Below are 25,683 nucleotides of genomic sequence, written 5' to 3'. Positions count from 1 at the left end.
ATGGCGAGTAGCGGAATCATCAATCACGACGGCACGCGCGGAAAGGATGTCGCCGTGCGGCGATGGCTCGATCTCGGCATCCTCGCCTGTGCGGTCGTCGCGGCGCTCGCAGTGACGCCGGCGCGCGCCGAATATCCGGAGAAAATCGTCAAGATCGTTGTGCCTTTCGCGGCTGGCGGCGGGACCGACATCATCGCACGAACGACCGCGCAGGAAATCCAGACGGATCTCGGCAAGTCCGTCATCATCGAGAACAAGCCGGGCGCCGGGACCATCATCGGAACCCAGACGGTGGCGACGAGCGAGCCGGACGGCTATTCGCTGCTGATGGCGACTTTCGCGCACGCGGTCAATCCGAGCCTGTACAACAAGCTGCCGTTCGATCCGCACAAGGATTTCGCGGCGGTCTCGCTGATCGCGCGATCCTTCAACATCGTCGTCGTCAACCCGGCCTCCAGGATCAACTCGATCTCCGACTTGATCACCGAAGCGAAGGCCAATCCCGGCAAGCTCAATTTCGGGACGTTCGGCACCGGTACCTCGGCCCATCTCGCGGGCGAGCTGTTCAATGCGATGGCGAAGGTCAAGATGACGGCGGTGCCCTACAAGGGCGCGGCGCCTGCGATCAGCGATCTCCTGGGCGGACAGATCGACGTGATGTTCACCACCGTGGCGAGCGCAGCCTCGCTGGTGGCCGCGGGTCAGCTCCGGGCGCTGGCCGTCACGTCTGCCGAGCGTTCGGCGGCGTTTCCGCAATTGCCCACCGTCGCTGAGGCCGGGGTGCCCGGCTATGCCGCCGAGTCCTGGTACGGCTTGTACGCTCCCGCCAGGACGCCCGCTCCGGTGATTGCGCGTCTCAATCAGGCGATCGCCAAGGCGGTTCAGTCCGGTGCTTTCAAGAAACTGGAGGCGAACGAAGGCCTCATCATGGTCGGCAGCGCTCCGGAAGAGCTCGATCGCTATGTCGGCCGGGAGGAGGAACGCTGGCGCAAGCTGATCAAGGACGCGAACATCGAGGTGCAATAAGCTTGGCGAATCCAGCAAACATCCGGGACCGCTCAGCGGCCCCGGATGCTGTCCGACTATAACGTTAGCCCGCAAGCCTGCCGGATCGCGATCTGAACCGGCGAAGGGGGTAGCGCCGGATCGAACTCACCCCTCGGCAGCAGCGGAGGCTGGGCCATGAAGCGCGGCCGTTTCCCGCGGTGAGGCTGCGCGGCATGAACCAGGAACGGGTGGCACAAATAGACGCTGCCTGCCGCGCCGGTCGCCAGTTCAACCTCGCAATCTTTCGTCGATGCCCAGTTCTCGGAAGCCAGCTCCCGGAGCGTCGCGCCTGCCTCGCCGTAGGGCAGCAGCTCCCGCGCGATTGCGGCATGCGAGCCTTTCCGGATCCGCGTGGGCGCATCGTCCGGGCCGACATCCGAGAACAGGAAGAGCATCAGCAATGCGCGTCCGCTGCTCTTCACATTGGCACGCCACTTCATGAAATCCGGATCGGGGGTGCCGAAGCTCATGTCCACGTGCCAGCCGTCATCACCAGGGGATTCCGCCGAGGGGAAGCGGATCGGAAAGGTCCCGAGGCCCCTGGGCGCAAGCCAGCGCCCTTCGCCCACGAGTTGATCGTAGGCTCTGTGCAGGGGTGGCGCATTCGCGGCTTCGATGAATGGGGGCGAAGCCTTGGACCCCACCCGGACGACGGGCTGAGTCCAGTTGTCGGGTTGGTCCGGCGACAGACCAATATCCGCCCACAGCTCGTCCCTGCATTGCTTTGCAAGCTGGGTGCTGAAGGCATTCTCGATCTTGACGAAACCGTCGTTGATGAAGTTCTGGACCTGACGGGGCGTCAGGCCAGGCTGTTCGGTCCTGGGCATTGCACATTCTCCGTTCGGCTGCCGCATCAAGCGCAGCCGGTTTGATCCGATCGGCGCATACGCGCCGGAACGACTTTCTGCCGTTCAGATCAGCGGGAAGAATGTGGGCGTGAACATCATGGTGGGAACGTATAGCGCGGCGGAGCGCGGAATCAAGACACGTCCGCCGCTCGGCGAGTGCATGCCGCAGCTTCACGCGCGCGTCATGGGCAGGGGTGGCGTAGACCGTCGTAGCCCAAATAGGTCCCTGAGCCGGGATCGTAGGATCGATAGCGCTGCGCGCAATAGGACGCCGCGTTGGCTTGAGCCTGGCTACTGGCGATTGCGCCGCCGATGATCGCGCCCGCCGCGAGGCCGCCGAGTACGGCTGCGCCAGTGCCGTAATGGCCGTGATAGTGCCTGTGGCCGTAACCATACCCATGTCGGTATCCATGTCCGTACCCATGCCGGTACTGGACCTGCTGCACGCCTGAGTCGGGACCGGGATCGCCGATCGGCAGCGGCGCCGCGAGCACCGGCGAGGCAGCCGTCGAGAGCATTGCTCCGGCGGCCGCGAGGACGACGAAAGTTTTACGCATTGTCATGTCGCGCTCCATTTTTGGTGAGGATGCAACGGCGGCCTGCCCGCTAGGTTCCGTCGACGCGGGGCCAGCAAGGTGCTCGCTGCGAATTTCGGAACACCCTGCAGAACGACGCGGCTATCTGTCCTCGTCCACTTGCATATATCTCTCATTCGGAGACGGAGAGAACGGTCAGCCCCCTGGTGCGCTTGTCGGGCGTCTCGAAATTGATCCGCTGTCCCGCCGAGAGGCCGATCAGGGCCGCTCCGACAGGCGTCAGGATCGAGATCCGACTGAGTTCGATGTTGGCTTCATGCGGATAGACCAGCACGATCTTCCGGCTCGCCCCCGTCTCGTCATCGCGATAGGTCACCTTGGAGCCCATCCTGACCACGCCGCGCAAATCGTTCTCTTTTGTGACCGTCGCGCGTTCCAGTTCACGAGCCAGAAACTGGGCGACGTGGGGAAACAGATCCATGGTCGAATTCGCCAGCGAGCTGAGACGCCGCGAGTCGTCTTCTGCAATCTTGATCGGCGGCAACGCCGGCTGTTCTGGCCGAATCTCGGCTTCGAAGTTGCGCATTTGATTTCTCCTATGCTGCAGTTGGTCCGGGATCGTCATCGAGCGGCCCGCTGCGCCGACGCGCCTGGAGGAAAGGGACGACGTTGGGACCTTGCTGGGTGACGTTCTGAACCCTGACGACGTTCAGATTGCCGGCGACGAAGTATGGCATTTGATCTCCGACCTGCAGTCCGATCAAAGCCGCTCCCAACGGCATCAGGACCGAAATGCGGGCGGGATCAGACCAACATTCCTCGGGCCAGACCAATTGCACGGTGCGAAGCGGAGCGCGCCCATTCGTGAAATAGGTGACCCATGATCCCATGGTCACGAGCGAACGGACATCGTCGCAGTCGTCCGGCAGGATGTCGGCGCGATTAATCTCACCCAGGAGGAGGATCCCGTCCACATCACCGTTTTGGGCGGCAATGCGAGCAAGCTGTTCGAGCCGCGGATAGTCCGATGCGATGAGCGTGATTTTTGGAAGAGGCAGCACGGCACACTCCTTCTGCTTCAATACGATCTCTCAGGTGGAGATCACGAAAGCTGGAAAAGAGCCCGGACGGCGCGAACACCGTCCGGCTAGCCGCCTGCTTGGAGGCGGCCGGCGTGAAGACCAAAACGCGCTGTGCGCGCATCTATGTCGACGACATATGCCATGGCACACTGACTATAGTGATTCATTCCGCCGGAAACATTGCGGCGAAACCGCACAGCTGCGAACGATGAACCGTCGCAGCAGGCCGTCGTTTGACGGCGACCTGTGCTTCAGTTTCTATAGCTCAGGCTTCACCGCAGGCCCCGTTCGTCGATCAGAATGCGGTGGATTTCGATGCGTTCCGGCAGCTCGACCAGGAATTCGGCGTCGCGCGCGAGATGATGGACCTTGGTCGGCTCGCCCTTGGTGAAAGCCGTCATGGCCTCGACGTTCGCCCAATAGGAGATGGTCGTGAACCATGTCTCCCCGTCACGGTCCTCGCGTAATTGCTGCACGCCGAGCGCGGTCTTGAGCAGCGGCGGAATACCCTCGGCTTGCAGATAGGCCTGGTAGGCGTCGGCGACGTCGCGGCGGGTACGGCCGCGCCAGATGCGGGCGATGGTCGGCTTGGTCGGCATGATGACTTCCCTTGCGGCGACGACAAATGACCTCGAGTGCGGGATCAGAACCCTCCTTGCATTCTCTGTCACTGCCGCCTACAGCCGCAGGTGGAACCCGATGCCGCTTGCCTCGACGTGTCGCAGCGTCTCCGTGCTCGGCGGCGCGTTGGTGACGGTGCCGCCGCACGGTCATTGATCTGAAACAATGATGGTCTTCCGTACGAATGCTAGGGCGAGTCGCAGTTCACGGCGCAAGGCCCCCCAGGCCGGTCAAGACAATCTCAGCGCGTGATGGAATCCGAGGGCTCGATGGGACGACTACTGAATATTGTGACGCCGCTGCATACGGCGACCAAGCGCGACTACATGGCCCGCATGAACGACGACAAGATCGGCTGCTCGCTGAAGGCGCGGGAATACGAAGCCGATTATTGGGACGGCGACCGCCGCTTCGGCTATGGCGGCTACCGCTTCATCGAAGGGCGCTGGGCGCCGGTCGCAAAGGCACTGATCGAGACCTATGGTTTGAAGGATGGGTCCAGCGTGCTCGACGTCGGCTGCGGCAAGGGCTTTCTGCTCTACGAGATGCAGAAGATCCTGCCGGGCTTGAAGGTCGTCGGCTTCGACATCTCCAGGCACGGCCTCGAACATTCGCACGAGCAGGTGAAACCGTACCTCTTCAACTATCGTGCCCAGGACGTCTATCCTTATGGCGACGACAGCTTCGATCTCGTCATCTCGCTCGGCACCCTGCACAATCTCAGGCTGTATGAGCTCGAGGCGGCGGTCAAGGAGATCGAGCGGGTCGGCAAGAACAAATACATCATGGTCGAGGGCTACCGGACCGTCGCCGAAATGCACAACCTCGAATGCTGGGCGCTGACGGCGGAGTCCATCCTGCACACATCGGAATGGATCTGGCTGTACGGCAAGCTCGGTTACACCGGCGACTACGAATTCATCTATTTCGAGTGACCGGGCGCTGCTGATGGATATCAAGACTGCCAAGGCGGCCATTCTCGTCGAATCCGGCAAGCCGCTGATCGTCGATGAGTTCACCTTGCCTGATACACTCGAACACGGGCAGGTGCTTGCCCACGTGCACACCTCGAGCATCTGCGGCGCGCAGATCAACGAGATCGACGCCGTCAAGGGGGTCGACAAGTTCCTGCCGCACCTTCTGGGGCACGAAGCGCTGGCAACCATCGTCGAGACCGGACCCGGCGTCGTCTCCTGCAAGCAGGGCGACACCGTCGTCATGCATTGGCGGCCGGGCAAGGGCATCCAGTCCAACACGCCGGTCTATTCCTGGCGCGGCAAGCGCCTCAATGCGGGCTGGGTCACCACCTTCAATGAATATGCCGTGGTGTCGGAGAACCGCGTCACGCCCGTTCCTGAAACGATCGATCGCACCAGCGCGCCGCTGCTCGGCTGCGCCGTGACGACCGCGCTCGGCGTCGTCAACAACGACGCGCAGATCGCCATCGGCGAAGCGGTCGTCGTGTTCGGCGTCGGCGGCGTCGGATTGAACATCGTGCAATTCGCCGCGATGGTCGGCGCCTGGCCGGTCATCGCGATCGACCGCCTCGACAACAAGCTCGAAATGGCCCGGCAGTTCGGGGCCACCCACACCATCAACTCCGAAGCGCTCAAGGATGTGGCCGCCGAGGTGCGGTCCATCACCGGCGCCGACGGACCCGACAAGGTCGTCGAGACCACCGGCGTCAAGAATCTGATCGAGCTCGCCTACGAGATCACGGCGAAGAAAGGCCGCTGCATCCTGGTCGGCGTCCCCCGCGAGAAGGCCGAGATCTATACGCTGCCGCTGCACTTCGAGAAGGTGCTGAAGGGCTCGGAAGGCGGGCAATGCCAGCCCGCGCGCGACATCCCGCGCCTGGTCCGCCTCAGCGATGCCGGCAAGGTGAGCTACCGCGGCATCGTGACCCACGAGTTCGCGCTCGACGACATCAACGACGCACTCGATTTGATGCGCAGCGGCACGTCGGGACGGATCCTGCTGAACATCAGCTGAGCGCGGCGCTCGCCGCGCAGACGCGGACGGTACGCTGGCGCTGGCGCCGCAGCAGCCAGGCTGCGATCGTCATGTTCGCGATATTCCAGGCGATGCCATTGATCAGCGCCGGAGCGTAGGAGCCGGTCCGGTCGTAGATCGCGCCGGCCATCCAGCTTCCCAGCGCCATGCCGGCGAGGGTGACCGAGATGGCGAGGCTGACGCGAAAGCCGGCCTCTTGTGCCGGGAACAGCTCACGGATGATCACTGCATAGCTCGGCACGATGCCACCCTGCGCCAGACCGAAAACAGCGGAAACGACATAGAGTGAGACCAGCCCGTTGAACGGCAGATAAAGCGCGAGGGCAATGGCCTGCATTGCCGAGCCCAGCAGCAAGGTCGGCAGACCGCCGATGAGGTTCAACACCCAGCCGAAGATCAGGCGGCTCGCCACGCCAAAGCCGAGCATGATCGCCAGCATCTCGGCGCCGCGCGCAGCGCCGTAGCCAAGGTCGCCGCAATAGACGACCAGGTGCACCTGCGGCATCGACATGGCGACGCAGCAGCACATCCCGGCGAGGGCGAGCAGGCCCTGGGTGGCGCCGGGAGACAGGCCTATGGCTCGCATCGTGTCACCGGGGCTCGCTGCTGCGGGCGTCGCCTTCTGCAAGATTGGCCGGCGCAGCAGAGCCAGGGAGAGCGGCAGCATCGTTGCGAGGCAGAGCAGGCCGATGCCGACATGGGTCTGCCGCCAGCCGTGTGCGGCGATGGCGTGCTGGACGATGGGCGGCCAGACCACACCGGCCAGGGAGCTGCCGGCCGTCGCCAGGGAAACGGCGAGGCCGCGGTGCCTGTCGAACCACAGTGAGGTGTCGGCCACCAGGGGCGCGAAGCTCGCTGCGCCGCCGAGGCCGATCGTGACGCCGCAGATGATCGCGAAGACGAACAGGTTCGGAGCGGAGGCGGAAAGGATGTAGCCGAGGCTCATCAGGATCGTGCCGCCGGCCAGGGGCGGCAGGATGCCGAAGCGATCCGCCAGGCGGCCGACGATGATGCCGCCGATCATGAAGCCGATGATGGCGAGCGTGTAGGGCAAGGTCGCCTCGGCGCGAGGCGCATCGAAGTCGGCCTGCACCGCCGGCAAGGCCACGACCAGTGACCACATCCCGACGCAGCCCAGTGTGCTGAGGATGATAGAGACGAAAAGACGAATCCAGGAATAGGGAGTCTCGATCGACGGCATGTCAGGTGGCACTGCGGCAGGTTTCCTCGGGCTGCATTGAGATCGGCCCCGGGGTCGCCCGCCGTCACCGGCGACAAAGCAGGATTTCTCTTTTGTCCAGCGAACGAAACTCATGCATCTTCCCGAGCGTCCCGCATCGCCTGGAGCCGGCCATGACGTATCTGCTGCCGCCACTCAATGCCCTGCGCGCCTTCGAGGCCGCCGCGCGCCATCTCAGCTTCAAGCAGGCCGCCCACGAGCTGCACGTCACGGCCGGTGCCGTCAGCCAGCAAGTCCGCCTGCTGGAGGAGCGGCTGGGCGTGCAGCTGTTCGAGCGACGGACACGGCAGGTCATTCTGACATCTGGCGGCGAAACCTATCTGGCCCGCGTGCGTCAGGCGTTTCGTTGCCTCGCCGAGGCCACTGCCGAGCTGAAGCCTGAGGGAATCACGAGCCTGCTGCATATCGGGCTTCATGCGAGCTTTGCCGTCGATGGGTTGCGGGCGCGCCTTTCATGGTTCCGCCGGGCCCAGCCACAACTCGCCATTCGCATCAGCCAGCCGGCCGGACTGCACGAGCTGCTCGAAGGCAAGGTCGATGTCGTGATCGCGGACCGGGTGCAGCGTTGCCCGGGCTACAGGTGCGAGCCTCTGGACAGCGGCTTCCTGATCGGCCCGCTGGGCACCGCCGATTGTCCGGAGATCGAGACCCTGCGGTCCTGCCTGCTTGGCCATGTCGAGCTCGAGCCTCCGGCCAAAGCCAAGGCGCCGTCGCCGCCGGCATGGCCGAGCCGCGTGCCATGATGGTTTCGCGCGGTGCGCCGTAACCGCCGGTTAACCATGGATATTTACGGTGCAGCAAGCCTCTGAGCTATGACAGTCAGTTGATTTCGAGTCCAACCCATGGCGTTCGGCAGCCGCGCATCTCCGCGAAGCATCGCCCCGACGGAGCAAGCGGCTTCGTGGGAAGCGCCGCGGGCTGCGAGAGTGAAGCCTGACGGCACCGGGCCGGCCCTGATCGGGGGATCGCTGACGGTCTCCGGTTCGCTTTCTTTCCTGCGCGAGAACGGCCGGCGCATTCTGACGCTGGCGCTGGCGCTGTTCGCCCTCGGTATCATCGCTCTGATGGTGCTGCCGGTCCGGTATGCCGCGACGGCCCTGGTCGTGCTCGATCCCCGGGAGCTGCGCGTCACCACGGAGCAGGACGTCTTGCCGGGCATCGGCCAGGACGCCGCGGCGCTGCAGAGCCAGATCGAGATCGCCAAATCCGACGGCTTTCTCCGCCCCCTGATCGAGCAGCTCAAGATCGCGGACGACGAGGACATCTCGGGCGGGTATACCGACATGACGCGCCTGCTCGAAAGATTCCGCAACCGCCTCGAGATCACCCGCCGCGGGCTCACCTACGTCATTGCGATGTCCTTCACCTCGAACCGCCCCGAGCGGGCCGCTTACTACGCCAATGCCATCGCCGAGGCGTTCGTTGCGAGCCAGGGCCGCGTTCGTACCGAGGCGACGGACGAGGCCGCCGACTGGCTCAAGGACCGGCTGAAGACGTTGAACGAGCGCCTGCGCGCGTCGGAAGACGCCGTCGCGGCCTTCCGGCTCGAGCACAAGATCCTCAATGCCGGCAAGGATTCGACCACCCAGCAATTGCGGGTGACCGATCTCAATCAGCAGGTCTCCGCCGCACGTCTTCGCACCGAGGAAGCCAAGGCGCGCTACGAGCAGGTGCAACGCGATCTCAAGGCCAATGTCGAAGGGCCGGTGAAGCAGGATCTCCTGAGCATGCTGCGCGCGCAGCGCTCGGCCCTGAACGACCAGATTGCGCAGAAGAAGGCGGTGTATGGCGACCGCCATCCCGACCTCGCGATCTCCTACAGCCAGCTGGCGGACATCAACCGGCAGATCGAGATCGAGCGGAAGAAGAACATCGACACCGCCAAGTCCGAATACGAGGCCCAGCTGGAGCAGCAGAACGCACTGGAAAAGCAGCTCAAGGCGGTCGAGACCAAGATGCTGGTCGACGGCCAGGCGCTGGTGAAGCTGCAGGAGCTGCAGCGCGATGCCGACGCCAACAGGAACATCTACGAGCAGTTCCTGTCGAGGTTCAAGACGACCAACGAGCAGCGCCAGCTGCAGGCGTCCCAGACCAAGATCGCCTCGATCGCCATTCCGCCGCTGCGCTCGACGCGTCCGCCGCTCGCCTTGCTGCTCGCGGCGCTGGCGATCGGCTCGCTGTTGACGTCGACCGCCGCCGTTGCGGTGACGACGAGCGCGTCCGCCGACAAGCCCGGGTCCGTTCAGGCGCCAGCATCTGTGAACGCGGAAGAGGCGCCCAACCGGCAAGTCCAGCCACCGCCCGCCGCCCCTCGGGCCGAGTCGATGCCCAGCCTTCCTGTCTGGGCCCGCATCCCCGAGCTTGCATCCGGAGCCGGGCCCAGCACCGTCTGGCAAAAACCGGTTGCCACCTCGGCCGAGCTCGATCTCGGCACCCATTTGCGGCCGCTGCTCGAACACATCGACGGTGTGCCGGTGCGCGGCTGCAAGGTCGCGCTGGTGCTGTCGGTCGGCAAGAGTGCCGGCGGCAACACGATTGCGCGCTCCCTCAATCGCGCCGCCGTGAATCGGGGCCTGATGAGCGTGCTGATCCGGCTCCAGCCGGAATTCGCAAGTCACCAGCCGCCGGTGACCGAATGGCGCGACGGCTCGACCACGGCGGGACTTCAGTCGATCGACGAGCTCCTCAGTGCCGGCCGAAAGGCCGATGCGAGGCCCGAGGATGATATTCGTTCGGAGTTCGATCTGATCATCGTCCACGCCGGCAATCTCGCCTTGCAGCCCGACGCCATCGCCCTGGCCGCGCATGCGGATCTGATCGTCCTGGTGGCGCGCGCCGGCGAGCTCGGTTCGGCGGCGATGCGCCGGGTGACCGCGGCGCTGTCGGCATATGCGGCCGTGCCGACCGGCCTCGTCGTCAATCATGTGCCCGCCGGTTCGGTGGCGCCTCGCCCCGAGGGGGACGCACTGGGTCTTGCGGTTTAACCGCGCCACGCCTGGGCCGTCGTCGGCCGGCCGCGCGATGTTGCTATCGGTCTCATTGGGCCCGCCAGTCGACTTGGACAATTGCGCCGGGCCTCGCACCTTCAAAGGAACTTCCATTTTTTCCCGGCGTTGAGCCAATGGTCCGCATCCAGCGGACGGCGCACACGATGAAGAACTTTTCCAACGCCGAATTTTCCCCCGAGGTGATCGACATCATGACGAGCGCCCTGGAGGCAGCGGTTGCCAGCTTGCCGGAGCCGGTGCATGCATCTCATGTCAACGTGCTCGCCGAGTCCATTCTGCGGACCGCCGGCGCGGGCGAACGCAACGTCGCGGATCTGCAACGGATCGCCCTGATGGAGCTGCAATTGGCTCCGCGCAAGTGATGAGACCGACATGAAGATACTGGTTGCCGCCATCATCGCGCTCTGCGCGACATCTTCGGCTGCCTTGGCAAGCGGCTGGAGGACCTACCGCATCCCGGACTCCGGGACTTCAGTCGACATTCCCGCCTCGATCTTTACAGAGCCCGCCGGCAAGCCCGACGGGTATGGACAGCAGTTTCGCAGCTACGACGGCAGTGCCGACCTCACTGTGCAGGCCGTCGAGAACCAGCAAGGTCTCTCGCCGGCCGAATTCCTCGCCGAGAAGAATCCACCTCAAGGAATCATTTACAAACGTGTCACGCCGACCTTCTTCGTTGTGTCGAGCACCAAGCGCGACAAGATCTGGTATAACCGCTGCAATTTCTTGCAGCGGTTCGTGCACTGCGTTCTGATCAATTATCCAGCCAGCCAAAAGCAGCGGTGGGACGCCGTCGTCACCCGGATCAGCCGCAGCCTGCATGGTGGCTGAAGCAGTCATGAGACCGAAAAGCTGCCCAGGCAGGCCGGCTATCTCGTACGACTTGTGGCGGCCTGCCTGCACGCCTCGTCCTTCGAGACGGTGCTGACGCGCCTCCTCAGGATGAGGCCAATAGCGCAGTGCCCGTTAATACTGCTGTCGCGCACTCCGCCCTCATCCTGAGGAGCCCGCCAAAGCGGGCGTCTCGAAGGATGGCATGAGGCCCTAGCGCGCCGTCGTTGTCGTCTTCGACATGGTCGGCTTCGACCCGGGCACATGCGACATCGTCTTGGTGGTCGAGCCGACCTCTTCACCGGCTTTGACCTTGGTACGCGTGTGCGAACGGCTGAACGTGCCGCCGTCATGAGCTTGCGCCCGAGCGTTGGAGTTCATGACCGGCCCGTTGCCCTTGTTCATGCTGACGCCGGTCTGTGCCTTGCCGCTGGCCGCTGCAGCGCTGCCGCCGGCCGCGATCGACGAACCGGTGCTTCCGGACGGCGAGGAGGACGTGCCACCCGTGCCGACAGTCGAAGCCGAAGTGCCGCCGGCTGCTGCCGAGCCGCCGCTGCCGCCGGTTATGTTCTTTTGCGCAAGAGCGGGTGAAGCGGCGGCGACGAGAAGCGCGACCGCCGCGGTCGTGAGCAGAGTTCTCATGTCCAATCCTCCACGAAGCTAGGGTGACGAGGTCGAAATCGTGCAGCCGTTGACGGTGATGGTGCTGGCGCTGGTGGAACCGGGCCCACCCGCCGTCGACGAGGAGCTCGATACGCTGCCGCCGCCTGCCTGCACATTCACCGATGATCCGCCAGCCGAGCTCGAGCTCGACAGGGCGCCGCTCGACGAGGTGGATCCGGTTGTGCCCGAATGCGACGAGCCGGCCGCGGTGATGCTGCCGTCTGCATGCTTCTCGACCGTGACCTTGCAGGTTTCGCCGGATGCGGTCTTGCCGGTCCTTTCCATGGTTGCTCCCTGAGCCGCGCTGCCCAGCAGGGCCAGCGCTGCGATCGCAATGATCGATCTGTTCATGCGCGTTCTCCTCCAACAAAGACGAAGGAGCGGCATCGCTGCCGCTCCTGGTCCAGGCATTAGTCCTTGCTCTTCTTCATCTCGTCCTTGTTATGGCCCTTGCCCTTCTCCATGCCTCTGTCGCTGGCATGACCGGCGGATGAGCCGGCGGCGCCGACGGTTGAGCCGCTCTTGTCGTCACCCGCCGACGAGCCGCCGGTGCCCACCGTCGACGCGGAGTTCGAGCCGGAGCCCGCCGCAGAGCCGCCGGTGCCGACGCTGGACGAGCTCTTGCCGTCGCCGGCCGAGGATCCACCGGTGCCGAGTGTCGAAGCCGAGCCGCTGCCGGATCCGCTATCCGCTGCGGAGCCTCCGGTGCCGACCGTCGAACTGCTGGTGCCGCCGCCGGCCGACGAGCCGCCGGTGCCGAGCGTCGAGGCAGAGCCTGAGCCACTGCCGCCAGCCGAGGAGCCGCCGGTGCCGACGGTCGAGTTGCTGGTGCCGCCGCCGGCCGACGAACCGCCGGTGCCGACCGTCGAGCTCGATTGCGCAACGGCGAGTGCCGTGCCGGCCAACAGCGCGGCCGCAGCCGCAGAAAGCTTCAGGATTCTCATATCGGTTTCCTCCAGTGGGTTTCCAAAAACAAAGCGCCAATCAGGCTTGGGATAAAGTGGCGATCGCGGAAACGTTCCTCTTCACCGACGTGTTGATGCGCGACTGCTGCTTCATGCAATTCCGCAACGCGCAACGCGGCGGCGCTCGTGTCGATCGTTCATTGAGCGTTCATTTGCTGCGCGCCCTGGCGGCTGCCCGCCTATGGTGTTCCGGCCATCGCCAATGCATCGCGCGCGGAACGGTGGGGCGCCTCGCCGGCGATCAGCGGCGACGCTGTCGCAGCGGCGATGCTGGTGGACGTGTCCAGGACGATCTTCTCGGGCAGGGTGCGTGCGGAGCGGATACGAATGACCGTTCGGTCGACACCTGGTCCCGCCGACGGCGTCGCAAGCGGCGGAAGAGTTCGATCGAGCGCAAACAGCAGGGCCACGGCGAACGCGCCTGCAAACACGAAATATCGAATGATGGGCATCAGAGGTTACCGCGAAGTGGACCGAAAGCCGTTGCGCAGACGGGCCGCAATGAACGGCCCGCCCTGGCATGGAGTCAGTCCACCTCTTGGACGACCATGCGGGTCTGGGGATCGACCAGCATCACGCGGTCGCCCGAATAGACATAGCGGTACTTGGTGAGCGAGGGCCCCCAGTCGCTCGGAACGGTCGCAAGCTCGACCTCGCGCGGCACGGCTGAGCCGACGACGATCTTCTCGCGCGTTTCGACCGGGCGGATCTTGCGCTCGGTGACGTAGGTCCGGATCTTGGTGCGATACTCCGGTTCGATCTGCACGGCAGCGCCGTGCCCCGCACCGGTCGTCGTGGTCACGGTGGTTTGCGCCATCGCGCTCGTCGAGACGAGCAGAGCGGCGGTTGAAATCAGCATGAGCTTCTTCATCGCATTTCCCTCGCCGCTGGATGCGGCGCTGCGATGAACTCGTCATCAGCCCGGCCGTTCCGCGGAACACGGAACGTTTGCCACTTTTTCCCGTTTTATTTCGGAGTGCTCAACTGGCGGAGCGGAAAATGCGTCCGCCGGATCAAGCCGGTTCGATGGTGTGTGATCAGGTCCTTTCTTCCTTACCGCCACCCCAGCGCCGGCGCGACGTGGATCAAAATCGCCTCGATCGCATGCGCGCAATATTCGACGCCGAGCTGGTTCGGAATCGTCAGCAGCAGCGTGTCCGCCTCCGCGATCGCCTCGTCCTGCTTGAGTTGCTCGATCAGCACGTCGGGTTCGGCGGCATAACTCCGGCCGAAGATCGCGCGCGTGCGCGGATCGATGAAGCCGATCTGGTCCTCGCCTCCGCGCTCCCCGCCGAAATAGGCACGGTCGCGATCATCGATCAGCGCAAAAATGCTGCGGCTGACGGACACGCGGGGCTCGCGGGTGTGGCCGGCTTCCTTCCACGCCGCGCGATAGCTCCGGATTTGCACGGCCTGCTGCACGTGGAAAGCTTCGCCGGTCTCGTCGTTCTTCAGCGTCGAGCTCTGCAGGTTCATGCCGAGCTGTGCGGCCCACACGGCGGTGGCGTTCGAGCCGGCGCCCCACCAGATCCGTTCGCGCAGGCCCTGCGCATGCGGCTCCAGGCGCAGCAGCCCCGGCGGGTTCGGAAACATCGGCTGCGGATTGGGCTCGGCAAAACCTTCGCCGCGCAAGAGGTCGAGGAAGACTTCGGCATGACGCCGCCCCATGTCGGCATCGCTCTGGCCCTCGGCCGGGCGATAGCCAAAATAGCGCCAGCCGTCGATCACCTGTTCCGGCGAGCCGCGGCTGATGCCGAGCTGGAGCCGGCCACCGGCGATGAGATCGGCGCTGCCTGCGTCCTCCACCATGTAGAGCGGGTTCTCGTAGCGCATGTCGATCACGGCCGTGCCGATCTCGATCGTGCTGGTCCTGGCACCGACCGCCGCGAGCAGCGGGAAGGGCGAGGCCAGCTGCCGCGCGAAATGATGCACGCGGAAATAGGCGCCGTCGGCCCCCAGCTGCTCGGCCGCAACCGCCAGCTCGATCGATTGCAGCAGCGTGTCGCGAGCAGAGCGGGTCTGCGATTGCGGCGAGGGCGTCCAGTGCCCGAAGGACAGAAATCCGATCTTCTTCATGCGGGCAACATAGGGATGATCGGAAAAATTTGCGAGACGCCGGCCAGGGGAAAGATGGCGCAAGGCGCGTGCCCGCAAGCGCAGTGCACCGCGAAGTCAGATCGTTCGACTTCGATCCGCCATGCCCAGGCGCGCCCTCAGATTTCGCAACCGGTCAAATTCAATGCCTTGAGCAAGCCGCCGAACGCCTTGAGCCGACAGGGCTCGCCCTCGCTGCCGGCCTTTGCACGCTGAACATTGGCGGCTCGCTTGACAACGGGCGCCTTTGGCTTCGGCTTGGGACGTTTGGCGGTCGCGATCGTCTTCGGATTGTGCCGAGGACGGACGATCGGCGCCGGCGCGGACGAACCGATATGGATGTCTTGCGGAGCAGCGGGGCTTTCGACCGACGCAGCCTGCATCGGCATCGCGCTGGCCGCAACGGCAACCTCGAGGCGATCGGCCTTCGGCAACGCGTCATGTGAATCGGAGATGCCGGCGTTCTGCTGGGCAAGCGGCTGGACGACCGCGATTGCGCGACGCGGTGGAGCGTTCAGTTCCATTGCCGACAGCATTCCCACACTCAACAGGATGAGGAGACCCAACAACGCCATTCTCAGCATAACGCGCCTCTAACCCAGGTTAGCGCCGCTGAAAATTCTCCGCGCCAATGAGGCAATCTGTCGGCCGGCGGCCGGCTTCCGGCCAATCATTTGCCGACAGGGTTAACGTCGGTGAGGCTCTCCGTTGACGCAGACTGCACGCCGCTCACGCGGCTTCCGAGAGCAGGCCGGGCCGGACACCACGAGAGCCATCGTCATACGTGATCATACGTGCCGCTTGAGGGAAGTCGGATACCGACAGATTGGCCGGGAGCTGCGGTTGACCCGAAGGCGACATCGATCAGACGAATGATCGATCCAGCTCGCGTGTGTCGTTATGCTATTGTACCCACGTCGAGATGAGGGAGGGAAGGATGGACATTCGATCGAAACTGACGGCGTTGTGCGAAGCGTTCAACGCGCACGATCTGGATGCCATCATGGACTTCTTTGCTGACGATTGCGTCCTGGAGATGCCGAGGGGCGCCGATCCATGGGGCTCGCGCTTCGAGGGGAAACGCAAGGTGCGAGACGGGCTCGCGACGCGCTTTGAAGGCGTGCCGGACGTTCACTACGGCGACGCCGAACACTTTGTGGACGCGCCGGCAAACACGGGCATTTCAAAGTGGACACTCACGGGCACCACCCGCGAAGGAAAGGCGATCGAGGTCCGAGGATGCGACTTTTACACCTTTCGCGCGGGCGAGGTGATCCGCAAGGACTCCTACTGGAAGATTGTCGAGGGCCCTGCCTCGGCCCATTGATGCAGAAGTCCGAATGACCCAGGCCGACATGCGCCACGGGACTCGTGCCCATGATGGCGTCCGGTATGTCAGCAGTCATGACGAGATCGGGCATGGCGGGTAACGAACGTAAATCGACGCAAACGACCCGGGGCAGAGACCTTGCAGGCTCATCTTCCGCCTGCGAGATTGATGGATACTGGATGTTTCAGTGACGGCCCGGAGTTTCAGCGATGCTGCGGCGTCATTTTTTCCTTTGCGGACTGGCGATTGTCTTCGGCTCTGGCGCAGCCCGCGCCGACAAGCCTCGCGTTTGGCGGTTGGGATATTTGGGCTCGGGCTCTGGAACGCGCAGCATCCCGGTATTGCGGAAAGCTCTGCAAGGCCTGGGATATGAAGAGGGAAAGACGCTTCTTCTCGATATTCGAGAGGCTAAAGGCGATTACTCCGTCCTGCCGGGGCTGGCCAAGGATCTCGTCGCAGGAAGACCCGACGTTGTCGTCGCAGAGGCTACACCGGCCATTGCTGCTGCGAAGGAAGCCACCGCAAGCATCCCGATCGTCATGTGTCCTGCGACCGATCCGGTTGGCTCGGGTTTCATAGAGAGCTTCGCCCATCCGGGCGGCAACATCACGGGCCTGGCCAACATGTACGGTGACTTGACGGCAAAGACCCTGGATTTCATGCATCTCGTTCTCCCGAATGCAAAGAAGATCGCGGTTCTGACGTCTGCCAATCCCACGCACCGGTCGCTGTTCGAGGTTGCGAAACAGGGCGCGAAGAGCATCGGCATCGCCGCGGAGCAGTTTGCTGCCCCGACTCCGGCGGACCTTCCCGCCGCTTTCGCTGCGATGAAGTCGGCCGGCTGCGAGGCCGTGTATGTTCTTGCCGATCCGCCCCGTCCTCTCGTGCCGCAACTGGCCCAACAGCTCGAAATGCCCGCGATATACCAGGTCGATACCTACGTTCAGCTCGGCGGATTGATGAGTTATGGGCCGGACGTCCTGGACTTGTTCGTCAAAGCCGCCTCCTATGTCGACAAGATCTTCAAGGGCACATCGCCTGCGGACATACCTGTCGAGCAGCCAAGCACGTTTCACTTCAAGATCAATCTTCGAACCGCAAGAGCACTGGGCTTGAAAGTGCCTGAGACCGTGCTGATCCAGGCGGATCAGGTCATTGAATGAGCCTTCAGCCCGTGGTCCTTGGCATCGGATATCTTTCTTGCTTTGGCGTCGGCTCCTCGGAGTCAGCCGGTCAATGTCAAACGGGATCGACGCAATCGACCCGGAGCGGACGTTGGTCTCGGTCTAGAGACGCTTCCACTCCTGAACCACGATCTGGAAGTCGTCCTCATAGACAACCTTTCCGGGGTTCTTCGATCTGAGCAGGCGCACTGCGGTTCCGTGATCCTCAAGGAGTGTCGCGATTTCCCACATCTTTTTGATCGATGGCTCGGCCGTGTCCTTAAACCAAGAAACTGCTTCCGGTCCCCAGTTGCTCGTCGAGAATGGCGGACAAGGGAGATGGTCGTTTAGCCAAGCGTAGGTATCCTCAAGCCAAGCCGTCTGATAGGGGGCGAGTTGTCCGCGGTCGCGAAGGAGCCGCGCCTCAGTGATGATACCTGTCAGCCAGCGGTGGTTCTCACCGTCAGTGCCGACGACAAACCGGACAAACATGGTAAGTCGCGCCTCGACCGGAGCAAGCGTGCCAATTAGCTCAGCCTGAGTTCAGTCCGCCCCAGAGCTGACTTTGCTCGACGTTTGTCGCTAGGAGCGCTTAGTTCGAAAATCGCCCCCGGGACCTCCGCCGGGAAACCTCTCCGGGGTGTCGTCGGGCTTAACGCTGTCGCCTTTGACGAACCCTACAAAGATGATGGTTAGCAAAGCGATCCCACAGAGAACCATTAGTCCTTGGAAGAGCGTCATCAAGCTTCCCCGATAGAAGACCCAATCCTTTTACCCTACTCAGGATTAAGGTTGTATCCGCTCAGCAATCCAAAATTTGATTGAAAAGTTGGACGGCGGCTTCTGGCCCTAAGCCTACCGACTTCGTCGCCTGCGGCTGGTCTGGTACTGAGGCAGTCCGGACTTCTCATCAGCGATCATTCGACCGCCGCTTGTGACCCATATGCGACATGGCGGGATTGGTCAGCAGGAAGTGCTGCCATTGTGTGTTATAATTAGTAGCCCGGCGGCTGATGGCCTGAATGACCGGCGAAGCACATAGATTGTTACCGTCAGGAGCTGGCGATGACATCCATTGACGAACGGCTTCTTGAAGCCAAGATGACCCAGATCGAGCAGGCCCGTGCCTGGAGCCCGCGCGTCATCTCCAAGTTCGAAACGCTGATCCGCAGCGGCGACGAGGTCAGTGTCTACCGCGCCAATCCCCTGGCCTTTGCTCGTGATCGCGGTGTAGCCGAGCCGGAGTCGATCGATCTGTTCCTCCACGCCGCTCGCGCCGGGCTGGTAGACTTGCATTGGGACATTCTATGTCCCCATTCGGGCCTGGTGCTGGAAAGCTTCGGCAAGCTCCGTGCGCTCCGAAGCCATTTCGTCTGCGGCCTATGCGATATCGACGGTCAGACGGACCTTGACGACTTTATCGAGGCTTCTTTCTCCGTCTCGCCGCAAGTCCGGCGCCTCGCGTTGCATGACGTTGACAACCTCTCGATTGAAGACCTGCACTGGAAGCTGAAATTCGCCGACACCGGGCGGCTACCCGGCGGACAAACCCGGTTTGTTGATGTTCTGCGCACCCTCGTGCGCGGCATGACATATCTGCCACCCGGCGTGACGACGACGCTGCATGCCGAGATTGGGCCCGGCGCCCTCTCGGGCGTTAACGTCCAGACCCAGGCTGGCTTCATGCTGCCGGTCGTGGAGTCAGCTGCTGCCGGGCCGGCGCCCAACACGCCGACGATCGTTCGCGTCACCTATGATGGGCAGCGTTTCACGTCCGCTCTTTCGGCCGTGCCGTCGGGGCGTGGAGTCTTTGAGATCAGCAACATCGGCCCCAAGCGCGGCTCGCTACTCCTGATCAACTGGCCGCCAGAGATCGTGACCATGCCGGAGAAGCCGACTCTTGAGTTCGATCCTTACGTGTCCGGCGGCATGCTGTTGACGCGGCAGACCTTCCGCAAGCTCTTCCGCTCCGAGCGCGTGGACGAGGAGGAAGGCCTCGGCATTCGACAGGTGACCCTCCTGTTCACCGATTTAAAGGGCTCGACCGCGCTCTACGAGCATCTCGGAGATCTTAATGCCTATGCGCTGGTACGGGAACACTTCTCGCTGCTCGACGCAGTTGCTCATAAGCATGCCGGTGCAATCGTGAAAACCATCGGTGACGCCGTAATGGCAGCGTTCTCCCGGCCGGTTGACGCCGTGGCGGCGGCGCTCCACATATTGCAGGAAATCGGCCGGTTCAACCGAGAGCACGGCCAGCCCGCGATCATCCTCAAGATGGGCGCACACTGCGGACCGTCCATTGCCGTGACCCTCAACGAGAATCTCGACTACTTCGGCCAGACGGTGAACATTGCCGCACGGGTGCAATCGTTCGCGGATGCCGGCGAAGTCTGTCTGACGGAAGCACTCTACACAGCCGCCGGTGTTCGTGGGCTGTTGGCGGGCCGGGATGTCGAGGAGTTCGAGGCGCCGCTGCGCGGCGTCGAGGGCAATGCACGAGTCTATCGCGTCGCCGGTCGATCGTAGCATCGGGCCCGCAAAACCCGGTCAACCAATCGTTCCGATCGAACTGTGCTCCAGACATTTCGTGGACCTCTACTCACTGCATCAACCATTCCTGCACGCGCGTCCGCACTTAGTGTGAACGTCCGGATTTGGCCCATTGCTGCCGCAGGTCACGGCCAAGGATATGTCGGTGGTCAGGGGTAGACCGGACCTAACTTTAAACCCGGCACGAGCGTCGCGATTGACCCATAAGAGACATGCAGTGTGCAGCTGTTGCGATGAACTCGTGGGCCCAGCAAACGGCCCTGCTTACTCTGGCAGCCCAGCTTTCCGAAGGCCATCTCTGAAATTTTTCACCCAAATAAAATAGCGCGGACTCCAAGACAGCAACGGGACACCCTCCGATCGAGATCGCAATTCAGATATCGTTCGGAAGGGAGCTTTGTCGTTCGCTAAATACCTCTGCATAGTTGCGTGCGCCTCGTCCTCTCGACCGGCGAGTGCAAGCAGCACAGACCGAACCAATCCCGCGAGTAGAAATTCGGGGGCAGAAGCTTCGGCCCGCTCAATCCACACAAGCGCCTGTTCATAGTCCTGTAACTGGCCCAATGCGATGGCCTTGGCGAAATACAGTACTGGCTCTTGTACCGGATTATGCGGACTGAGCTGCATCGCCTTGTCCACATAGGCAATGGCCTTTTCTGACTCAGCGATATACGCGTAGGCCAAGGGCAATCCATGCTGAACGGTACTTGGGGCTAACATCAGGGCTCGCCGATAAGATTCTATCGCCTCTGGATACCGCCCCGCCGCCAATAGCGCCTCGCCTTTAGCAGTGTGAGCGATGTGGTAATCCGGGTCGATCTTTACGGCTAAGGAGGCCAGTTCGTCGGCGCGGCGAACATCAGCTGAATCGGGCACCCCGAAGCGGGTCGAGCCCGTGGTGAACTTAAATGTCAGAAGCGACAGCGCGCGAACGTTGTTCGGATCGATATTGAGCGCTTGTTCGCACAAGCGAAAGGCAGAATCGCGTTCTGACGTCCAAATCGATTGCATAATTGCAGCTGTGCAGCGCCAGGCAAGGTCTTCCGCATTTGGATTGGCAGCGCGAGTTCTTGCCCTGCGGACTTTCTCCTCAGTTATCTTCAGACCAATAGCGAACCCGATGCGCATGACGATGTCATCTTGCATCTGCAGCAGCTCGGAGCGTTTCTCGTCGAACTGGTCAGCCCAAAGATGAGCATCAGTTTCGGTTTCAATAAGTTGGGCACGCACACGCAGCCGGTCGCCACTCGGCTGAACGCTGCCTTCTAACGCATAGCGCACGCCAAGATCTTTGCCTACCTGCCGCACGTTGATTGGCTTGCCCTTGTAGGTAAGCGCGGTTGACCGGGAGATGACGAAGGCATTCCGAAAACGCGAGAGCCCAGTGGTCAATTCGTCGCTGATGACGTCCGCCAGATAATCTTGGCTTGCATCGCTGGACAGGTTGGCAAAGGGCAGTACGACCAGGGAGAAGCGCTCGTTTACCTGCTTATCCGGCATCTCTGACGTGTAAGGCGCGCGGACAACACTGAAGTACCATGGTGCACCGGCAGCACCGGCAATCACTGCGACTGCGGCACCAACTGTCGTTAGGCGCGTTTTCCACCGGTGGCGACGCTGATCCGCCAACGTATCGGGCGGCTGTCCCTTTGGCTTGTGTGGCTGAATTGCCCCGTCAAGGACAGCCTGGAAAACACGTACTGGCCGCAGGATGTTCTTCAGCTGCTGTTCGCCTACATCCTCGAAGGCAACATCGAACTTCCCCTGAACCTGCCGATGCGCGTCATCGGAGATACAAATGCCGCCTGGCTTCGCCAATCCCTCCAGGCGAGCCGCGACATTCACCCCGTCTCCGAAAATGTCACCTCGGTCGATGATGACGTCGCCAACATTGATGCCGATACGAAACTCGATGCGCTTCTCGTCTGATACCCCGCCATTGCGCTCGACCATTCCTCGCTGGATATCGAGGGCGCAGCGCATCGCGTCCACTACGCTACCAAATTCCGCCAACATTCCGTCCCCGGTGTTCTTAACGACCCGACCACGGTGTTCCGCAACCTTAGGATCGACAAGAGCACGCAGATGGGCCTGGAGTTGGATGTGGGTGCCCTCTTCGTCAACCCCGGTTAGTAGGCTATAGCCAGCCACATCAGCTGCCAGTATGGCAGCAAGCCGGCGTTCGATGCGGTCCTGCCCCGACGCAGCCATGGTGCTGACCTCCAGCCTCCCTTATATACCCATTTTTGTCCGTGGATTGACCCGCCGGCACGTCCCCCGGAGAGCCAGCACTGCCAAAGGTCGGATCGCGGGAGGTCCGGTAGTGGCCCGGAGCCGTCTTTGAGGGCAGCGCAGAGAGCGTCTGCTCTGCCCCCGAAATCAGACGTCAACTTGTTCTGCTATCGCGAGGGCGTCGTCGACCTCGCTGCCGAGATATCGAACGGTGCTCTCGATTTTGGTGTGCCCCAGAAGGAGCTGTACGGCTCGCAGGTTGCCAGTTCGGCGATAAATCAAAGTCGCCTTGGTGCGGCGAAGGGAATGCGTGCCGAATAGGTGCGGGTCCAATCCTATGTCGGCGAGCCAGCGGGATAGGAGACGGGCATACTGGCGGGTCGTCATATGTCTACTCAGCCGCCGGCCAGTGAACAGGTATTCTCCGGACTTCTTACCCGTAACCCGCACGTAATCGTCGATTGCCTGCCGGGTCGATTCCGTCAGTTCAAATTTGACTGGCCGGCCGGTCTTCTTCTGTCGGACGGTCGCGCGGTCGGCCGAATATCCACCCGGCGCAAGGTCATCAACTCTCAAGGCTACGACATCGCAGCCGCGCAGCTTGCTATCGATGGCGACGTTGAACAGTGCCAGATCGCGCATTCGGCCTTCGACCTGGAGCTTGGTTCGGATTGACCAGACATGCTTTGGACGGAGCGGCGGCTTTGCACCAACGATCTTGCCCTTGTTCCAAGGGACGTGCTTTGAGACGGCGGAGACGGTATTTGAAGTAATGGTCATCTTGACCTCCTCAGCTAGTGAGGCTGGTCATTTTCAGCCTGGAGCCCTTCCAATCCCACGTCCGCTTGCGGACGATTGGAGACGTACTTGCCTCCAATTCGAGCAATGGCAGGACCGATTTTGACCCATTGGAGACATTTGCCACCTGCGCTAGGGTCTCTTCATGACTAGGTGTCCGACCAATACCATCACGACCACCTTTGATTCGTTGCCTTGGCACGATGCCGAGCTGCAAGAATTGACAATCAATCGGCGTGATCCCGGGGCGTGTGATGAGGTTCGCCTACAAGTAGTCTGGCCCGATGGTGGTCGAGCAGCATTGTTATTTCGCAACTGCTATGGCTTTACAGCGGAGATGAATTTCGGCGTCATCGCCAAAGAGCAAATTGCTGCGGCTTCAACGATCCAAGATGATCCATATCTGACTTCGCTTCGAGGCCGCTGGAAACCGCTCGGTGTGTCGCTAGATCTGCTGCGCTGTTATCGGATTGAGACCTCTTCGACAGGTAGCGTCATTCGAATCTATGCGATGGAGTTTGCGATCAAGCAGCTAAGCCAAATTGACCTCAAGTAGGCACCCCAGCCCCGCTTCCAGATGTCGCCTGTTGGCCCTTAGCTGAACCAGGTCGAACCAATCATAGTGTCTGCTATCGCAGAAGCGCGACTGCGCTGGCTTTGACCTTGTGACCCGATGCGCACATGCGCCGCGAACGAGCGAACCTAAAGCATGATCCGGAAAAGTGCGCAGCGGTTTTCCGAAAAGATGATGCTTAAACAACAACCTAAAGCGCGATGACGATTCATCCTAATCGTATCGCGCTTTAGCACTCCATAAGTCGGATATGGTGTTGATGCGAATCAGAGAAGCAAGGGCGCAATTTCCAATGAGGCATATTATTTTCTCAATGGCCGCTGTTTTTTCGTTCTCATCTGCACATGCTGAGATGGTCAAGATACCTTGGCATGCCTCGGCGCAATCCTCTCCCTGGATTCCCGGCAACGACTACATCGACGGCCGGTCGAAGAACTTCATGGATGGCACCGTCGAGGAGAAGCGCAAGGTGAAGGCCGAGGGCGAACTGCAGGCCGAGATGATGCGCCCGAAAGGCGCCAAGGGTTTGATCCCCTTCGTGATCATGCTGCACGGCTGCGACGGGTTCGGCCGGGTCGAGAAGAAATGGGGACGCGACTACGGCGGCAGATTGGTCGGAGCGGGCTACGGTGTTCTGCTGCTTGACAGCTTCGCCAGCCGGGGCTTGGGGCCTGACGGCGTCTGCGCCGACCCTAGCCAGCTGACCTGGGCGCGGCGCCGGGCCGACGATGCATACGCGGCTCTGGACTGGCTCATCGAGCAAAAAATCGCCAATCCCAAACAGGTTTACGTCCTCGGCCGGAGCAACGGCGCGACCACGTCTTTGATCATCATGAACCGTGCGATCGGCGACCTTCACGAGCACATGTTCGCGGGCGGATTCGCGATGCAGCCGTCCTGTTACTTGATGAAGAGCGTCGAGTTCTACGCTCCGGTTCACCTCTTCCTGGCAGAGAAGGACGAGGCCACCAGTCCCGTCCTCTGCGGCCAGATGGCCGAGAGCAAACGTTCGGTCCCCGTGAAGTCGGTGCTGTGGAAGGGGGCGCACCACGGCTTTGAAGACCACGAGCCGAACCGCGTATTCCATGGCTACCATCTCGCATACAATGCCGCAGCTGCGGAAGGTACGATCAAGGCCATCATCAGTGTGTTGAACGAGGCCACGAGGGCGCAGAACTGATCGCAGAGAGCTGCACAGCCAAATTGGATGCGATGACGGACGAGTGAGTGACGTCCGACGAAAAGGCTTTCCGCCTCTGGCCCTTTGCCAATTCACAGGGGCGAACTTGCCGTGTCCGGTCTTGAAGGCAAAGCCCGCCTAATTCGCGGGGACCATGTCCACACGCCGTGGCGCATCCGGCTCCGGCATGATGCCCGGCCGTGGGAATGCCTCACGCATAGGCCACCCAGCCGCGGAAGGCGAAGCCGGTGTAGAACAGGGTCGGGTCGGAGAAGCCGGCCTCGCGCAGGATCGCCTCGTCCTGCGCGGGCGCGAGGATCTCCAGATGATTGGTGACAGTGTCCCGCGCGGCCGCGGCCTGCTCGGGCTCGACGCCGGACGCAGCAAGGAAAGCAGAATACCGCGACAGCCATCGCGGGCGCTCCTCATCGCCATCGGGCGCGCTCAGATGCGCAATCACGAACGGTGCGCCCGGCTTGAGCCGGCGGCGAACCTCCGAGGCGATGCGGCGCCGCTCCGCGACATCGACGAAGTGCAGGGTCAGCAGGCAGGTGGCCCCGTCGAACGGTCCCTCCGGCGCATCGTCGATATAGCCTTCATGAAAGCGTGCACGAGGTGCGAGCTCTCCCAGGGTCTGTCCGGCCAGCGCCAGCATCGCCGCGGACGGGTCGACGCCGTCGAAGCTCCAGGCGGGGTGCGCTTGCGCAAAGGCCTTGAGCTCCAGGCCGCCGCCGGCGCCGAGGACGAGCACCCGCGCATCGCTGGGGACGCGCTCGGCCAGCAGGATCGCCGCCATGGACTGCATGGCGTCATATCCCGGGACGAACCGCCGCGGCCCCTCCGTGTATCTCGCCACGAACTGCGGATCCGAGAATGCAGCTTGAATATCGGTCATGATGTTGTCC

The 25,683-nt window shown here is 62.5% G+C and carries 29 protein-coding genes; 13 read left to right on the top strand and 16 right to left on the bottom strand.

Annotated elements, in window-relative coordinates; all coding sequences use genetic code 11:
- Positions 1 to 1,026 carry a tripartite tricarboxylate transporter substrate binding protein gene (locus XH87_RS08945; protein ID WP_158669707.1) on the top strand — a complete coding sequence of 342 codons (1,026 nt, stop codon included), beginning with the start codon at positions 1 to 3 and terminating at the stop codon, positions 1,024 to 1,026.
- Positions 1,027 to 1,082: 56 nt separating this feature from the next.
- On the opposite strand, the gene XH87_RS08940 is transcribed toward XH87_RS08945, so the two are convergent.
- The 5 genes from XH87_RS08940 to XH87_RS08920 all read right to left on the bottom strand — a co-directional run bounded on the left by XH87_RS08940 (position 1,083) and on the right by XH87_RS08920 (position 4,112).
- Positions 1,083 to 1,874: a phytanoyl-CoA dioxygenase family protein gene (locus XH87_RS08940; RefSeq protein ID WP_271586971.1), complete on the bottom strand. Its 792-nt coding sequence runs from the start codon at positions 1,872 to 1,874 to the stop codon at positions 1,083 to 1,085.
- Positions 1,875 to 2,077: 203 nt separating this feature from the next.
- Entirely contained in the window at positions 2,078 to 2,458 is a 381-nt protein-coding gene (locus tag XH87_RS08935; protein WP_193374142.1) for a BA14K family protein, read from the bottom strand.
- 145 nt (positions 2,459 to 2,603) lie between these two features.
- Positions 2,604 to 3,017, bottom strand: a complete 414-nt coding sequence (gene rnk / locus XH87_RS08930) for a nucleoside diphosphate kinase regulator (RefSeq protein WP_271586970.1) — start codon at positions 3,015 to 3,017, stop codon at positions 2,604 to 2,606.
- Between the two features lie 10 nt (positions 3,018 to 3,027).
- Positions 3,028 to 3,513, bottom strand: a complete 486-nt coding sequence (locus XH87_RS08925; RefSeq protein WP_271586969.1) for a GreA/GreB family elongation factor — start codon at positions 3,511 to 3,513, stop codon at positions 3,028 to 3,030.
- A gap of 272 nt (positions 3,514 to 3,785) precedes the next feature.
- Complete coding sequence (locus XH87_RS08920; RefSeq protein WP_271586968.1) at positions 3,786 to 4,112, bottom strand: hypothetical protein; 327 nt, start codon at positions 4,110 to 4,112, stop codon at positions 3,786 to 3,788.
- Positions 4,113 to 4,403: 291 nt separating this feature from the next.
- Between XH87_RS08920 and XH87_RS08915 the strand changes: the two genes are divergently transcribed.
- Both XH87_RS08915 and XH87_RS08910 read left to right on the top strand, forming a co-directional pair.
- Positions 4,404 to 5,069 carry a class I SAM-dependent methyltransferase gene (locus XH87_RS08915; protein ID WP_271586967.1) on the top strand — a complete coding sequence of 222 codons (666 nt, stop codon included), beginning with the start codon at positions 4,404 to 4,406 and terminating at the stop codon, positions 5,067 to 5,069.
- 13 nt (positions 5,070 to 5,082) lie between these two features.
- The gene (locus tag XH87_RS08910) at positions 5,083 to 6,126 is read left to right on the top strand and encodes a zinc-binding dehydrogenase (RefSeq protein ID WP_271586966.1); all 1,044 of its coding nucleotides are present in this window, start codon (positions 5,083 to 5,085) and stop codon (positions 6,124 to 6,126) included.
- On the opposite strand, the gene XH87_RS08905 is transcribed toward XH87_RS08910, so the two are convergent.
- Positions 6,119 to 7,348 carry an MFS transporter gene (locus XH87_RS08905; RefSeq protein ID WP_271586999.1) on the bottom strand — a complete coding sequence of 410 codons (1,230 nt, stop codon included), beginning with the start codon at positions 7,346 to 7,348 and terminating at the stop codon, positions 6,119 to 6,121. The two genes, XH87_RS08910 and XH87_RS08905, sit on opposite strands and share 8 nt — an antisense overlap.
- Positions 7,349 to 7,500: 152 nt before the next feature.
- On the opposite strand from XH87_RS08905, the gene XH87_RS08900 reads away from it, so the two are divergent.
- The 4 genes from XH87_RS08900 to XH87_RS08885 all read left to right on the top strand — a co-directional run bounded on the left by XH87_RS08900 (position 7,501) and on the right by XH87_RS08885 (position 11,226).
- Entirely contained in the window at positions 7,501 to 8,130 is a 630-nt protein-coding gene (locus tag XH87_RS08900; RefSeq protein WP_271586965.1) for a LysR family transcriptional regulator, read from the top strand.
- Positions 8,131 to 8,229: 99 nt separating this feature from the next.
- Complete coding sequence (locus tag XH87_RS08895) at positions 8,230 to 10,371, top strand: GumC family protein (RefSeq protein ID WP_271586964.1); 2,142 nt, start codon at positions 8,230 to 8,232, stop codon at positions 10,369 to 10,371.
- A gap of 167 nt (positions 10,372 to 10,538) precedes the next feature.
- A complete protein-coding gene (locus XH87_RS08890) occupies positions 10,539 to 10,757 on the top strand; it encodes a hypothetical protein (protein ID WP_035708826.1) in 219 nt (72 codons plus the stop codon).
- A 10-nt stretch (positions 10,758 to 10,767) separates the two neighbouring features.
- Positions 10,768 to 11,226 carry a hypothetical protein gene (locus XH87_RS08885; protein WP_271586963.1) on the top strand — a complete coding sequence of 153 codons (459 nt, stop codon included), beginning with the start codon at positions 10,768 to 10,770 and terminating at the stop codon, positions 11,224 to 11,226.
- A gap of 213 nt (positions 11,227 to 11,439) precedes the next feature.
- Here XH87_RS08885 and XH87_RS08880 read toward each other — a convergent pair whose 3' ends face one another.
- Positions 11,440 to 11,868 (bottom strand): hypothetical protein, encoded by a 429-nt coding sequence (locus XH87_RS08880; RefSeq protein ID WP_035708814.1) that lies wholly within the window; start codon positions 11,866 to 11,868, stop codon positions 11,440 to 11,442.
- A 40-nt stretch (positions 11,869 to 11,908) separates the two neighbouring features.
- On the opposite strand from XH87_RS08880, the gene XH87_RS08875 reads away from it, so the two are divergent.
- Positions 11,909 to 12,187 carry a hypothetical protein gene (locus tag XH87_RS08875; protein WP_271586962.1) on the top strand — a complete coding sequence of 93 codons (279 nt, stop codon included), beginning with the start codon at positions 11,909 to 11,911 and terminating at the stop codon, positions 12,185 to 12,187.
- Between the two features lie 112 nt (positions 12,188 to 12,299).
- Here the strand turns inward: XH87_RS08875 and XH87_RS08870 are convergent, their stop codons facing one another.
- From XH87_RS08870 to XH87_RS08850, 5 genes are all read right to left on the bottom strand, one after another.
- Positions 12,300 to 12,833, bottom strand: coding sequence for a hypothetical protein (locus XH87_RS08870; protein WP_442868248.1), 534 nt, complete (start codon positions 12,831 to 12,833; stop codon positions 12,300 to 12,302).
- A gap of 200 nt (positions 12,834 to 13,033) precedes the next feature.
- The gene (locus XH87_RS08865) at positions 13,034 to 13,306 is read right to left on the bottom strand and encodes a hypothetical protein (protein ID WP_271586961.1); all 273 of its coding nucleotides are present in this window, start codon (positions 13,304 to 13,306) and stop codon (positions 13,034 to 13,036) included.
- 74 nt (positions 13,307 to 13,380) lie between these two features.
- Positions 13,381 to 13,725, bottom strand: coding sequence for a DUF1236 domain-containing protein (locus XH87_RS08860; protein ID WP_035708793.1), 345 nt, complete (start codon positions 13,723 to 13,725; stop codon positions 13,381 to 13,383).
- Positions 13,726 to 13,907: 182 nt separating this feature from the next.
- Complete coding sequence (locus XH87_RS08855) at positions 13,908 to 14,930, bottom strand: LLM class flavin-dependent oxidoreductase (protein ID WP_271586960.1); 1,023 nt, start codon at positions 14,928 to 14,930, stop codon at positions 13,908 to 13,910.
- 137 nt (positions 14,931 to 15,067) lie between these two features.
- On the bottom strand, positions 15,068 to 15,484 hold the full coding sequence (locus XH87_RS08850) for a hypothetical protein (protein ID WP_271586959.1): 417 nt from the start codon (positions 15,482 to 15,484) through the stop codon (positions 15,068 to 15,070).
- 401 nt (positions 15,485 to 15,885) lie between these two features.
- Between XH87_RS08850 and XH87_RS08845 the strand changes: the two genes are divergently transcribed.
- Both XH87_RS08845 and XH87_RS08840 read left to right on the top strand, forming a co-directional pair.
- Positions 15,886 to 16,275 carry a nuclear transport factor 2 family protein gene (locus XH87_RS08845; protein ID WP_035708785.1) on the top strand — a complete coding sequence of 130 codons (390 nt, stop codon included), beginning with the start codon at positions 15,886 to 15,888 and terminating at the stop codon, positions 16,273 to 16,275.
- A gap of 212 nt (positions 16,276 to 16,487) precedes the next feature.
- The gene (locus tag XH87_RS08840) at positions 16,488 to 17,441 is read left to right on the top strand and encodes an ABC transporter substrate-binding protein (protein WP_271586958.1); all 954 of its coding nucleotides are present in this window, start codon (positions 16,488 to 16,490) and stop codon (positions 17,439 to 17,441) included.
- Between the two features lie 123 nt (positions 17,442 to 17,564).
- On the opposite strand, the gene XH87_RS08835 is transcribed toward XH87_RS08840, so the two are convergent.
- Positions 17,565 to 17,933: a hypothetical protein gene (locus XH87_RS08835; RefSeq protein ID WP_271586957.1), complete on the bottom strand. Its 369-nt coding sequence runs from the start codon at positions 17,931 to 17,933 to the stop codon at positions 17,565 to 17,567.
- Positions 17,934 to 18,506: 573 nt separating this feature from the next.
- On the opposite strand from XH87_RS08835, the gene XH87_RS08830 reads away from it, so the two are divergent.
- On the top strand, positions 18,507 to 19,970 hold the full coding sequence (locus XH87_RS08830) for an adenylate/guanylate cyclase domain-containing protein (protein ID WP_271586956.1): 1,464 nt from the start codon (positions 18,507 to 18,509) through the stop codon (positions 19,968 to 19,970).
- A 288-nt stretch (positions 19,971 to 20,258) separates the two neighbouring features.
- Here XH87_RS08830 and XH87_RS08825 read toward each other — a convergent pair whose 3' ends face one another.
- Positions 20,259 to 22,205: an adenylate/guanylate cyclase domain-containing protein gene (locus tag XH87_RS08825; RefSeq protein ID WP_271586955.1), complete on the bottom strand. Its 1,947-nt coding sequence runs from the start codon at positions 22,203 to 22,205 to the stop codon at positions 20,259 to 20,261.
- Positions 22,206 to 22,373: 168 nt separating this feature from the next.
- Positions 22,374 to 23,006: a tyrosine-type recombinase/integrase gene (locus XH87_RS08820; protein ID WP_271586954.1), complete on the bottom strand. Its 633-nt coding sequence runs from the start codon at positions 23,004 to 23,006 to the stop codon at positions 22,374 to 22,376.
- A 163-nt stretch (positions 23,007 to 23,169) separates the two neighbouring features.
- Here XH87_RS08820 and XH87_RS08815 point away from each other — a divergent pair, with 163 nt between their 5' ends.
- Both XH87_RS08815 and XH87_RS08810 read left to right on the top strand, forming a co-directional pair.
- The gene (locus XH87_RS08815; RefSeq protein WP_271586953.1) at positions 23,170 to 23,580 is read left to right on the top strand and encodes a hypothetical protein; all 411 of its coding nucleotides are present in this window, start codon (positions 23,170 to 23,172) and stop codon (positions 23,578 to 23,580) included.
- 331 nt (positions 23,581 to 23,911) lie between these two features.
- On the top strand, positions 23,912 to 24,778 hold the full coding sequence (locus tag XH87_RS08810) for a dienelactone hydrolase family protein (RefSeq protein WP_271586952.1): 867 nt from the start codon (positions 23,912 to 23,914) through the stop codon (positions 24,776 to 24,778).
- Between the two features lie 211 nt (positions 24,779 to 24,989).
- Here XH87_RS08810 and XH87_RS08805 read toward each other — a convergent pair whose 3' ends face one another.
- Entirely contained in the window at positions 24,990 to 25,673 is a 684-nt protein-coding gene (locus tag XH87_RS08805) for a class I SAM-dependent methyltransferase (protein ID WP_271586951.1), read from the bottom strand.
- Positions 25,674 to 25,683 lie beyond the last annotated feature (10 nt).

It is taken from the genome of Bradyrhizobium sp. CCBAU 53415, from assembly GCF_028128735.1.
GTDB lineage: Bacteria > Pseudomonadota > Alphaproteobacteria > Rhizobiales > Xanthobacteraceae > Bradyrhizobium.
Note: the sequence above shows the minus strand (reverse complement) of the source record. Positions and strands in the feature narration are given on the sequence as shown.

Bases quoted from the DNA above. Each gene is read 5' to 3' on its own strand.
- XH87_RS08945 (WP_158669707.1), top strand. From the start codon at position 1: ATGGCGAGTAGCGGAATCATCAATCACGACGGCACGCGCGGAAAGGAT.
- XH87_RS08940 (WP_271586971.1), bottom strand. From the start codon at position 1,874: ATGCCCAGGACCGAACAGCCTGGCCTGACGCCCCGTCAGGTCCAGAAC.
- XH87_RS08935 (WP_193374142.1), bottom strand. From the start codon at position 2,458: ATGACAATGCGTAAAACTTTCGTCGTCCTCGCGGCCGCCGGAGCAATG.
- rnk (WP_271586970.1), bottom strand. From the start codon at position 3,017: ATGCGCAACTTCGAAGCCGAGATTCGGCCAGAACAGCCGGCGTTGCCG.
- XH87_RS08920 (WP_271586968.1), bottom strand. From the start codon at position 4,112: ATGCCGACCAAGCCGACCATCGCCCGCATCTGGCGCGGCCGTACCCGC.
- XH87_RS08915 (WP_271586967.1), top strand. From the start codon at position 4,404: ATGGGACGACTACTGAATATTGTGACGCCGCTGCATACGGCGACCAAG.
- XH87_RS08910 (WP_271586966.1), top strand. From the start codon at position 5,083: ATGGATATCAAGACTGCCAAGGCGGCCATTCTCGTCGAATCCGGCAAG.
- XH87_RS08905 (WP_271586999.1), bottom strand. From the start codon at position 7,348: ATGCCGTCGATCGAGACTCCCTATTCCTGGATTCGTCTTTTCGTCTCT.
- XH87_RS08900 (WP_271586965.1), top strand. From the start codon at position 7,501: ATGACGTATCTGCTGCCGCCACTCAATGCCCTGCGCGCCTTCGAGGCC.
- XH87_RS08895 (WP_271586964.1), top strand. From the start codon at position 8,230: ATGGCGTTCGGCAGCCGCGCATCTCCGCGAAGCATCGCCCCGACGGAG.
- XH87_RS08890 (WP_035708826.1), top strand. From the start codon at position 10,539: ATGAAGAACTTTTCCAACGCCGAATTTTCCCCCGAGGTGATCGACATC.
- XH87_RS08885 (WP_271586963.1), top strand. From the start codon at position 10,768: ATGAAGATACTGGTTGCCGCCATCATCGCGCTCTGCGCGACATCTTCG.
- XH87_RS08880 (WP_035708814.1), bottom strand. From the start codon at position 11,868: ATGAGAACTCTGCTCACGACCGCGGCGGTCGCGCTTCTCGTCGCCGCC.
- XH87_RS08870 (WP_442868248.1), bottom strand. From the start codon at position 12,833: ATGAGAATCCTGAAGCTTTCTGCGGCTGCGGCCGCGCTGTTGGCCGGC.
- XH87_RS08865 (WP_271586961.1), bottom strand. From the start codon at position 13,306: ATGCCCATCATTCGATATTTCGTGTTTGCAGGCGCGTTCGCCGTGGCC.
- XH87_RS08860 (WP_035708793.1), bottom strand. From the start codon at position 13,725: ATGAAGAAGCTCATGCTGATTTCAACCGCCGCTCTGCTCGTCTCGACG.
- XH87_RS08855 (WP_271586960.1), bottom strand. From the start codon at position 14,930: ATGAAGAAGATCGGATTTCTGTCCTTCGGGCACTGGACGCCCTCGCCG.
- XH87_RS08850 (WP_271586959.1), bottom strand. From the start codon at position 15,484: ATGCTGTCGGCAATGGAACTGAACGCTCCACCGCGTCGCGCAATCGCG.
- XH87_RS08845 (WP_035708785.1), top strand. From the start codon at position 15,886: ATGGACATTCGATCGAAACTGACGGCGTTGTGCGAAGCGTTCAACGCG.
- XH87_RS08840 (WP_271586958.1), top strand. From the start codon at position 16,488: ATGCTGCGGCGTCATTTTTTCCTTTGCGGACTGGCGATTGTCTTCGGC.
- XH87_RS08835 (WP_271586957.1), bottom strand. From the start codon at position 17,933: ATGTTTGTCCGGTTTGTCGTCGGCACTGACGGTGAGAACCACCGCTGG.
- XH87_RS08830 (WP_271586956.1), top strand. From the start codon at position 18,507: ATGACATCCATTGACGAACGGCTTCTTGAAGCCAAGATGACCCAGATC.
- XH87_RS08825 (WP_271586955.1), bottom strand. From the start codon at position 22,205: ATGGCTGCGTCGGGGCAGGACCGCATCGAACGCCGGCTTGCTGCCATA.
- XH87_RS08820 (WP_271586954.1), bottom strand. From the start codon at position 23,006: ATGACCATTACTTCAAATACCGTCTCCGCCGTCTCAAAGCACGTCCCT.
- XH87_RS08815 (WP_271586953.1), top strand. From the start codon at position 23,170: ATGACTAGGTGTCCGACCAATACCATCACGACCACCTTTGATTCGTTG.
- XH87_RS08810 (WP_271586952.1), top strand. From the start codon at position 23,912: ATGGCCGCTGTTTTTTCGTTCTCATCTGCACATGCTGAGATGGTCAAG.
- XH87_RS08805 (WP_271586951.1), bottom strand. From the start codon at position 25,673: ATGACCGATATTCAAGCTGCATTCTCGGATCCGCAGTTCGTGGCGAGA.